Annotated in this window: 2 tRNA genes; both read left to right on the top strand. The window is 42.0% G+C overall.

The annotated features are described in order from the left end of the window. Positions 1-134 precede the first annotated feature (134 nt). A tRNA-Ile gene (locus B5P42_RS12605) sits at positions 135-211 on the top strand. A 10-nt stretch (positions 212-221) separates the two neighbouring features. Next, positions 222-297 (top strand) — tRNA-Ala (locus B5P42_RS12600). The last annotated feature ends 46 nt before the right edge of the window (positions 298-343 follow it).

Raw genomic sequence — 343 nt, 5'->3', positions numbered from 1 at the left:
TTTCTATGGAGAATTGATGAACACTGTTCATCAATATAAGTTTCCGTGTTTCGTTTTCGTTTAGTTTTGAGAGTTCAATATAAGTATTGACTCTTAAATAGGAATATAATATAAATAAATTCCGCAATTTGTATGGGCCTATAGCTCAGCTGGTTAGAGCGCACGCCTGATAAGCGTGAGGTCGATGGTTCGAGTCCATTTAGGCCCACCATACATTTTACGGGGCCTTAGCTCAGCTGGGAGAGCGCCTGCCTTGCACGCAGGAGGTCAGCGGTTCGATCCCGCTAGGCTCCACCAAAAAGCTATTTTATATAGCAAATGGTATGTTCTTTGAAAACTAGAT

The sequence above is a fragment of the Bacillus sp. SRB_331 genome, assembly GCF_003264175.1.
Taxonomy (GTDB): domain Bacteria; phylum Bacillota; class Bacilli; order Bacillales; family Bacillaceae_G; genus Bacillus_A; species Bacillus_A mycoides.
Note: the sequence above shows the minus strand (reverse complement) of the source record. Positions and strands in the feature narration are given on the sequence as shown.